Below are 9,734 nucleotides of genomic sequence, written 5' to 3' on the forward strand. Positions count from 1 at the left end.
GTATGGAATTTCAGAACTTGATTCTAAAAATTTCAATGCAATTTATCAATCTGGATTTGAACGAACTGAATACGAAGATCGTTGATACGCTGAAAAAGGTCTGTAAGTTCACCGAAGTTGCGGGCGGTTATGTTTTTATTCTATCTGATGACAGACGATTTATCTCGGGGATACATCAATGGAATTCGTTAAACGAAAAACCGGTCATTCAAGAGATACAATCTGCGCCAGTTACCCGTTATTGGTGGTGGGCAGAACAAATTATGGATAAAAAACCGATATATATTTCAGACGTTGCCAACCTGCCCGACGAATGTGAAAGTGAGAGAAAAGAGTTCGTTTCCCGGAAAATTCAGTCGATCCTGATCGTTCCGATGGTCTTTAATAATGATGTTATCGGATGTTTGGGATTTTATACGGTTGAAAAAACACGAAACTGGTCATCACGTGAGATTTCCGCACTTCAAACCATTGCGGAAATCATTGCACGAGCTGTCATCTCGAAGAAAAGTGAAAAAACGTTGAAGGATTCGGAACAAAGATATCGGTTTCTCGTCGAAAACGCTAACGATGCCATCCTCATCAATCAAGGAGGGCGTTTTGTTTTCTTCAATCGGTTGTTTTGTGAAATGCTTGGATACACACCTGACGAGTTATCGCAAATTGAATATATGGATGTTTTTTCCGCCAGAGGCACTGAACTTCTTCACGAGCGAGAAAAACTTCGGAATAGAGGTTTTAATGTATCTCCCCGTTATGAAACGACATTCGTTAGAAAAGACGGAACGATCATCGATGTCGAGGTCAATGTTTCTATTGTCGATTATTTGGGTGCGCCTGCGTCTCTGGCGATTGCCCGAGATGTCAGCGAACGAAAAAGACTCGAGAGGGAATTTCAGGAGATGAAAGTTCAATATCTGAAGAAACAAAGGCTGTCATCTCTTGAAGCGATGTCGGACGACATGGTACACGATATCAAGAACACACTTTCGATTATTAGCGGAAGAGCGCAAATGCTTTCCAGCCGACTTCCCGATCTCAAAGAACCTGCTATCATCATCCGTTATGCCAAACAGATCGAAAAAATGGTCAGCGCATTTTTAAAAAAGATTCAGATGGAAAAAGACCTTAGCCGAAGATCGCTTGATTTAAACGAATTGATCAAGACGGAAATCACTTTCTTTGAATCGAATAGCTATTTCAAGAATGAAATCACCAAACGATTTCAATTGGAGAAGAATATTCCTCCGATTTCCGGCGCTTACGTGGATTTTTCTCATGGAATCATGAACATCGTTCAATTTTCAGCTCTTTCTATGCAGGATTCACCCCAAAAAATTTTGACAATTCGAACATCCTCGGTTCCCGAAGGTGTCCGAATCGAAATTTCATCCACCGGCAAAGAAATACCGGCGGAAATCGCATCGAATCTCTTTTCTCCCATCGGAATCAGTCGTCTTCGTTCAAATCAGGAAGAACAGGAAAATCTGCCAATACCGGCAGTAAACTTGTACCATTCATATCTATTGCTTCAACCTTACGGCGTTATTTTCGACGTGGAAAGCAAGCCGGATGTCGGGACCACCTTCCGCTTGACCATCCCAACGTGAAATGAAAGGAGAGAAAACGATGAAGAAACTCAATATAAAAACTGTGTCGGAAGAAAGTGAGCAACCTGTCTATCCGGTAAAAAAAGTGTCTGACCAAGCTGAAAATATAATCGATCATCAGGAGCAAGTTTGGCGGCTTCGAAAGATGAATGAAATCTTGCTGTCGCTTGCCCGATTTCGGTCGGGAAAAGAAGATATTCCGCTGGAACTGGAGATGATCACAGCGGCATCCGCACAGATGTTGAACACGGATCGATGTAGTATTTGGCTCTTTGACGCAAGTAAAACGCAGATAACCTGTATCGATCTTTTCGACCGGCATCTGAATCAGCATATGCACGGCGATGTGTTATACAGAAAAAATTATCCAACCTATTTTCACGCTATTGAAACCGATTCGTTCGTAGATGCTACGGACACCTACGCCGATCCGCGAACCAGTGAACTTAAAGACGATTATCTGAAACAACTCGGTATTGCATCGCTTCTCGATACTGCTATTATATCGAAAGGAAAACGGATCGGGCTTTTTTGCAATGAACAAATCGGAAAATCGCGGGGATGGAGCGATGACGATAAAGAGATCGTTTCCATGTTGAATGAAATGATCGCGATCGCCATAGAAAATATTGAAAAGAAAAAAGCACTGGCTGATGCCCAAGAAAACCAGAATAAATTTGAGAGGTTATTCGATTCGAATCCGGAGCCTGCCGTTTTTATGGACAAAAATTTCTGTATCATTAATGTGAACTCCAGATTTACAGAGGTTTTCGGATGGACGGTCGATGAGATTGCAGGAAAGCACATCAATGAAGTCGTCGCTGATAAAGAAATGCTTATCGAGGCAAAATCGCTGGATAATGCGGCTGAGAAAGGTTATTTACATCACGATACGCTAAGGAAGCGAAAAGACGGGACACTCGTTGCAGTTTCCATTTCAGCGTCACCAATCTATATCAAAGGCGAGTTGGTGAATTTCTTCGCAATGTACAAGGACATCTCCGAACAAAAACATCTCCAAGACATCAATCACGTCGTGTACGAAATTTCTCAAGCGGTTCAGGCTACCGACAAATTGCCTGAATTATACCAAAGCATTTATCAAACGCTCAAGCGCGTGGTTCCGTCTAACAATTTTTATATCGGATTCTACGATCCGGATAAAAGCGAAGTAATGATTCCATTTCACATTGACGAAGGCGTTAGTCAGCAGTGCATCGCAGACGAAGTTTATTCGTTGCTGGCAAAGGAGATCGTCAATTCCGGAAAACCGCTTTTAATGGAGAAATCCAAGTTAAAAAACCTAATGCGAAAGAAGGGAATTATCAACGCTGGACTTTTACCCGAGGTATGGTTTGGGGTTCCGCTCCACGCAAAGGGGCATATCATCGGATTGTTTAGTTTTCATCATTTTACTAAAACTGATGCGTTTTCAGAAAAGCAGATAAGTTTGCTCGAATCGATCGCGGAATCCCTTGCGATTGCCATTCAATATAAACAGCATGAACTTCAAGTGCGGGAATCCGAAGCGCGTTATCGCCTGCTCGTCGAAAATGTCAATGATGCTATTGTAATCAGTAAACAGAATAATTTCATCTATTTCAATCAGCAATTCGCTACGATGCTTGGGTATGCTTATGGAGAACTGCTGATGAAGGATTACCGCGAAGTTTACACGACGCAGGGGCTAGAAATTCTTCATGAGCGCGGGAAACGGCGTGAACTCGGCGAATATGTTTCGTCTCGATACGAAACGACTTTCCGAAGGAAAGACGACACAGATATCGATGTGGAAGCTAATGTGACGATCATTGAAATTGAAGGCGATAAAGCAACGTTTGCAGTCATTCGCGACATCTCTGAACGAAAACGCATCGAACAAGAACGGGAAAAAACTATTCAGGAACTTCAGAGCGCACTCGCCAATGTGCGAACGCTGAGAGGGCTTATCCCGATTTGTGCTAACTGCAAAAAAATTCGCGATGACTCTGGCTATTGGAGCGACGTGGAGAAATATATTTCAGAGCATTCGGATGCCGATTTTACGCATGGAATTTGTCCCGATTGTATGAAAAAACTTTATCCCAACTACCGAGATAAGTCTGAAAAGAAATAGAATATTGGAAATAGGGGATTGACGAATGATGGGTGAGATTGGCTGGGTTTCCGTGCTACCGCCATTGATAGCGATTCTATTGGCGATTTTCTCGCGACAGGTTTTCATCTCGTTGGGAGTTGGAATTTGGATCGGCTGGACCATTCTTTCCGGTTGGAATCCGTTGATCGGCGTTGCCGCTACGTTGGACTCATTCGTCAATGTATTTAAAGACGCCGATAATACGCGTATCATTCTGTTCAGCGCGATGGTCGGAAGTCTGATTGCGCTCACTCAGCGATCTGGCGGAGTCAATGGATTCGTCCAGTATCTCTTTCAGAAAAATCTTATTAAGAGCCGAAAAGGCGCTCAGATTCTCGCGTGGACTCTGGGGATAGTGATATTCATCGAATCGAGCATCAAAATTCTCATTGTTGGCACGATTTGTCGTCTGCTGTTCGACAAATTAAAAATTTCGCGTGAGAAATTGTCATTCTTTGCGGATTCCACTTCCGCGCCGGTTTGTATGTTAATTCCGCTGAATGCGTGGGGAGCGTTTGTCATCGGCTTGTTGGCGGCGCAGGGTGTCTCCGAACCAACGAAGGTGCTTATTCAGTCGCTTCCGTTGAATTTCTACTCGATTTTCGCGGTGATTACAGTTTTGGTTGTTGCTTTGACTGGTTGGAATTTTGGGCCGATGAAGAAAGCCGAACACCGCGTTTTTGTGGAAGGCAAACTCCTCCGTGACGGCGCCGTTCCGCTGGTGGACGAGAGCATCACTGAGATGAAACCTATCGAGGGGAAGCCGCACCGGGCTAGAAATTTGATTGTTCCGATTTTAGTGATGAGCTTTTCCATGCCGGCGATGTTGGTGATTACCGGACATGGAAATCTGACGCACGGCTCCGGCTCGACAGCCGTGTTTTGGTCGGTCGTCATCGCCATCGGTGTTGCCGCCGTTATGTATCGATTGCAGGGGCTGATGAAGACACAGGAGATCATGGACATGGTTTTAAAAGGCGCAGGTGGAATGATCTCGCTGGCATTGCTCATGCTGTTGGCATTCTCGTTGGGCAATACCTGTAAAAGTCTTGGAACCGGTTTGTACATGGCGAACCTAACTTCGTCGTTCCTTTCGCCGCATTTAGTTCCGGCTATTGTGTTTTTCGTTTCGGCACTGGTTGCATTTGCAACGGGTACGAGTTTCGGGACATTTTCACTGATGATACCGCTTGCCATTCCATTGGTTAACTCGTTGGGAATCAATCTTCCGCTTACGGTCGCGGCGGTGTTAAGCGGAGGCGTTTTCGGCGATCATTGTTCGCCGATCTCAGATACGACGCTTGTCGCTTCCATGTCCGCCGCCTGCGATCACATCGATCATGTCAACACGCAGTTGCCCTATGCGGTTTTAAACGCTTCGCTGGCTTTTATCGTTTATATTGTTTTAGGATTCATCGTTTAATATTTCGCTGGTTATTTCGTCAACCTGCAATCAATCATGACAGGAAATTAATGAAATTTAGTGGACAGAAAATCCGGGCAATCGTGTTCGATTTCGATGGTGTTGTCGTTGATTCTGAGCCGCTTTACGAAAGAGCGGAAGCACGATTGTTTGCCGAATATGGCGTCACCATTCCAACGTCCGATTGGCGATTGTTCAAGGGACTTTCGGATTGCGATTTTTTCACCCTTTGCAAAGAAAAATACGGCATTCGCGAAGAATTGTCGGTTCTCCAGAAGAAAGGCAAATGCCTGCTGAAAGAGGAAATCCGCAATAATTTGCGCTACATCGATGGATTTGAAGATTTCATCCAAGAAATCCGTTCATCATTTCTCATCGGGTTGGTAACCTCGACCCAGCGAACATTTATGAACTGGATTTTCCAAAATACGCCGATCCGTAATCATTTCGAGATGATGATCACCGCCGAGAATGTAAGCCATCAGAAGCCGCAACCGGAGCCGTATCTGAAAATGGCTGAACTGATGCAAATCCGACCGGAGGAAATGATCGTTCTGGAGGATTCGCTCAATGGCGTCAAATCGGCGATGAGTTCGGGAGCGGTTACCATTGCGTTTTTGAGTTCCTTTCCAAAAGAGGCGTTTGAAGCGGCAGATTATTTCGCCGCTACGTATGATGATATCCGGGAAATTATTCTCTCTATTGCCTCACGCGATAAACTATTTTCTTGCATTTAATCGCCTGAAAAAGGAACTTACTGACTGCTTGAAAGTGATTTTGAATGTTGATTTTTACATGATGAGTCGATTACCAAAAGTGAAGTCCTCCCACCGAATTATTATTCTGAAATTCGGGAAATCGGCGTTGTTTTACGGTTTAATTTATCTCAACAATTTTCAGATTTTCTCTATGAAAGCCGTTTCTCATCTCGGTTAGTAATATTTGTTATGCCGCAACATCGACTTAAATATTATCTTAATTCCAGCATTCCTTATACGAATCTCACTTGAACTCGTTAGTTAGGAAAGAAGAAAAATGGTAAAAAGTACAGAGTGGAATAAACGCTTGAAAATCGATCCGATTCACATTTTAATGGAGAAGGCGCCGGCGCCTGTCAGATTTCTCACAGCGTATCGCTTTTTCCCGCAGGATGAAGCGTTGCAGGATCGGATGTATCAAGACCTCGTCAAATTTAAACCGCGCGAGAGGCTACTCGGTACGCAATTGAGCGATGGAACGTGGAAACTCACCGAGAAATTCACGATTGAAGAGCACGCCAAAGGAATGCAATTTCTTCTGCAGTTGAAAAACTTGTATGCTCTTTTAAACATGGGGTGTTCGATCGACATGCCCGGAATTCAGCATGGACTCATTGCGTTACTGAAAATGCAGAAATCGGATGGGAAATTTCCGCTGTTGTTTCATCATTCCGGCTTGGCGCTGATGCTTTTAGTTAAATTTGGATTAGCCGGAAATCCGTTTGTCGAACGCAGTTACCGGTGGATTTCGAAACGCCAGCGCGAAGATGGTGGCTGGCTTTCCGCTTCCATGGTTCCGTCTGATGTGACGGTTAAAACAGCCAAAAGCGGGATATGGACGACGATGGTGATTTTGCAGGCGCTTGGGATTCACTCTCGCTTACGCAGTTCGCAAACTTGCTTGGAGGCGGCGGAATTTATCCTGAAAAATTATCTCGCCTCAAATCCCTCGACGCTTTTTCCGGAGCCAGATGCTTGGAATTATCTCTACACTGACTACACGGATAATGGACTTTTTCGTGGCGGCACATTGAGATTTATTGAATCGTTGGCGCCACTCGCCGAATATCACGGTCGCCCGCAGTTTAGAAAAGCGATTGAGTGGTTACTGGAACAGCAATTGCCGAATGGGCTTTGGCCTGCGGTTGTTGGCGTTTCCCGGAACGGAGATTTTGATGTAACGCTTCGTGTGATAACGGCGCTCAAAGAGATAGAGTACGCAAAAGCGGAACCGATAAAGTTGCAGAAATCAGAAGTTGCTTGACAATCTGTTAATTTAAAATATTCATTAGGAGTCGTTCATGGTTGATGAACCAATAAAAGATAATGATGAACCGTTAACTCTCGGTTCTTCTGTGCCGGAAATCCTGCCGATCATGGCACTGCGGAACACGGTTCTGTTTCCGCAACAGGTCATTCCGATCTATGTCGGACGCGAGCGTTCGCTTCAGTTGATCGAAGACCTTCCGGAGTCGAAAAAACGGATCGTCGTCGTTGCTCAGCGGGACGGAGCGGTCGAAAATCCCGAAAAAGAGGACTTGTTCGAATGGGGAACCATCGCACAGGTTCTAAAAATCTTCAACATGCCGGACGGAAGTAAAAGCGCCATCGTTCAAGGCGTCGAACGCGCCAAGATTCAATCCTACATTCAGGAAGACCCATATTTCAAAGGCGCTATCGTTAAGACGCAGGAAATCTACGTGCCAGGAATTGCCATAGACGCGATGATCGTTAACATCCGGCAATTATACGGAAAATTGATCAAGATCGCGCCGTATCTGACGGAAGAGCACACGACCATTTTGCAGAATATCCAGAATCCTGGCCGGTTGGTTGACCGGACGATGCACCTAATCAATGTGCCGGTTCACGAAAAGCAGGAAATCCTCGAAGAACTCGACGTGAAAAAACGCCTTGAAAAGGCGACCGTCGTTCTCAACCGCGAAATTCAGCGCATCCAACTCGGCGAGCGAATCCAATCTGAAGTGCAGGACGAGATCACCAAGACGCAGAAAGAATATTATCTGCGCGAACAGTTGAAAACCATCAAAAAGGAACTCGGCGAAGACGAAGGAACCGTCGAACTCAAGGAACTTCAGGAAAAGATCACCAAGTGCAAAATGACCGATGAAGCGCGGAAAATCGCCGAAAAGGAACTCGATCGTTTAAGCAAAATTCCAGCCGCGTCGCCGGAATATACCGTTTCCAGAACTTACCTCGATTGGCTTGTTGATCTGCCATGGGGTATTTATACCGAAGACAATGTCGATATTCGGCAAGCTCAGCAAATTTTGGATGAAGACCACTATGGACTTGAAAAAGTCAAGACACGTGTCATCGAATATCTTGCCGTGCGGAAACTGAAGGAGCAGATACAAAAGGGCGAATCTATCAAAGGGCCGATCTTATGTTTCGTCGGACCGCCCGGCGTCGGCAAAACATCGATGGGAAAATCCATTGCGCGGGCGATGGGAAGGAAGTTCATCCGGATTTCGCTCGGTGGCGTTCGGGACGAAGCCGAGATTCGCGGTCACCGAAGAACTTATATTGGCTCACTGCCGGGACGCATTTTGCAGAGCATCCGCAAATCTGGCAGTAGCAATCCGATCTTTATGCTGGATGAAATTGACAAGGTCGGCGCCGATTTTCGCGGCGATCCGTCTTCCGCTTTACTAGAAGTATTGGATCCGGAACAGAATTATACTTTCAGCGATCATTATCTCGAAGTGACTTACGATCTATCGAAAGTCATGTTTATTGCCACTGCGAATATGATTGATTCGATCCTCCCGGCTTTGCGCGACCGGATGGAAATGCTGGAATTCAGTGGTTATATCGAAGAGGAAAAACTCAATATCGCCAAAACTTTTCTCGTTCCGAAGCAGATTAAGGAACACGGATTGAATCAGACCAAAGTCGAATTCGACGATAAAGCGCTGAGGTACATTATCACCAGTTACACACTGGAAGCGGGCGTCCGGAATCTCGAACGTGAAATCGCCAATATCTGCCGGAAAGTCGCCAAGGAAGTGGCTGAAAAGAATCGGAAGAAAGTTTATTCTATTGACGAAAAAGCGGTCGAACAATATCTCGGTCCACGAAAATTTTTCGTTGATCTTGCCGAACGCGTCAGCAAACCGGGAATTGCCGTAGGGCTTGCATGGACATCCGTTGGCGGTGAAATCCTTTTCATTGAGGCGACGAGCATGAGAGGAACCGGTAAGTTGAATCTCACGGGTCAATTGGGTGATGTGATGAAGGAGTCTGCCGAAGCCGCAATGAGTTATATCCGCTCAAACGCCAAAGAACTTGGCATCGATGACTCCATCTTTGCACAGACTGATATACATATTCATGTACCGGCAGGAGCAACGCCCAAGGACGGGCCATCGGCGGGTGTCACGATTCTTTCTGCTGTTTATTCGCTTCTTAAACAGAAGAAAGTTAAAGACAGCCTTGCGATGACTGGCGAAATTACGCTTCGGGGTGCGGTATTGCCGATCGGCGGCGTCAAGGAAAAGGTGCTTGCCGCGCATCGCGCCGGGTTAAGACGCGTTATTCTTCCAGAGCAGAACAAGAAGGATTTGATGGAAATCCCAAAACAGATCAAGAATGAAATGAAGTTCGATTTTGTCAAGGAAATGTCCGAGGTGCTTGACATCGCCATTAAAAAATAATCAAATGGCAATTTGGAGAAGAATCTGTAAATTCTCGCGCTTTTTAGGTTGATATTTGGACGCTTAGCTCAGTTGGTTCAGAGCGTCCCGATACATCGGGAAGGTCGCGAGTTTGAAATTGTTAGGGGT

At 45.2% G+C, this 9,734-nt stretch carries 6 protein-coding genes; all 6 read left to right on the forward strand.

Annotated elements, in window-relative coordinates; all coding sequences use genetic code 11:
• The first annotated feature begins 2 nt into the window (after nucleotides 1-2).
• The 6 genes from COT43_05580 to lon all read left to right on the forward strand — a co-directional run bounded on the left by COT43_05580 (nucleotide 3) and on the right by lon (nucleotide 9,605).
• On the forward strand, nucleotides 3-1,610 hold the full coding sequence (locus COT43_05580; GenBank protein PIS28822.1) for a hypothetical protein: 1,608 nt from the start codon (nucleotides 3-5) through the stop codon (nucleotides 1,608-1,610).
• Between the two features lies 1 nt (nucleotide 1,611).
• The gene (locus tag COT43_05585; protein ID PIS28823.1) at nucleotides 1,612-3,726 is read left to right on the forward strand and encodes a hypothetical protein; all 2,115 of its coding nucleotides are present in this window, start codon (nucleotides 1,612-1,614) and stop codon (nucleotides 3,724-3,726) included.
• 28 nt (nucleotides 3,727-3,754) lie between these two features.
• Entirely contained in the window at nucleotides 3,755-5,170 is a 1,416-nt protein-coding gene (locus COT43_05590; protein ID PIS28824.1) for a sodium:solute symporter, read from the forward strand.
• Between the two features lie 50 nt (nucleotides 5,171-5,220).
• On the forward strand, nucleotides 5,221-5,907 hold the full coding sequence (locus COT43_05595; GenBank protein ID PIS28825.1) for a hypothetical protein: 687 nt from the start codon (nucleotides 5,221-5,223) through the stop codon (nucleotides 5,905-5,907).
• Between the two features lie 298 nt (nucleotides 5,908-6,205).
• The gene (locus COT43_05600) at nucleotides 6,206-7,192 is read left to right on the forward strand and encodes a hypothetical protein (protein PIS28826.1); all 987 of its coding nucleotides are present in this window, start codon (nucleotides 6,206-6,208) and stop codon (nucleotides 7,190-7,192) included.
• Nucleotides 7,193-7,229: 37 nt separating this feature from the next.
• Nucleotides 7,230-9,605 (forward strand): endopeptidase La, encoded by a 2,376-nt coding sequence (gene lon / locus COT43_05605; GenBank protein ID PIS28827.1) that lies wholly within the window; start codon nucleotides 7,230-7,232, stop codon nucleotides 9,603-9,605.
• Nucleotides 9,606-9,734 lie beyond the last annotated feature (129 nt).

The sequence above is a fragment of the Candidatus Marinimicrobia bacterium CG08_land_8_20_14_0_20_45_22 genome, assembly GCA_002774355.1.
GTDB lineage: Bacteria > Fidelibacterota > UBA2242 > UBA2242 > UBA2242 > 0-14-0-20-45-22.

Bases quoted from the DNA above. Each gene is read 5' to 3' on its own strand.
- COT43_05580 (PIS28822.1), top strand. From the start codon at position 3: ATGGAATTTCAGAACTTGATTCTAAAAATTTCAATGCAATTTATCAAT.
- COT43_05585 (PIS28823.1), top strand. From the start codon at position 1,612: ATGAAAGGAGAGAAAACGATGAAGAAACTCAATATAAAAACTGTGTCG.
- COT43_05590 (PIS28824.1), top strand. From the start codon at position 3,755: ATGGGTGAGATTGGCTGGGTTTCCGTGCTACCGCCATTGATAGCGATT.
- COT43_05595 (PIS28825.1), top strand. From the start codon at position 5,221: ATGAAATTTAGTGGACAGAAAATCCGGGCAATCGTGTTCGATTTCGAT.
- COT43_05600 (PIS28826.1), top strand. From the start codon at position 6,206: ATGGTAAAAAGTACAGAGTGGAATAAACGCTTGAAAATCGATCCGATT.
- lon (PIS28827.1), top strand. From the start codon at position 7,230: ATGGTTGATGAACCAATAAAAGATAATGATGAACCGTTAACTCTCGGT.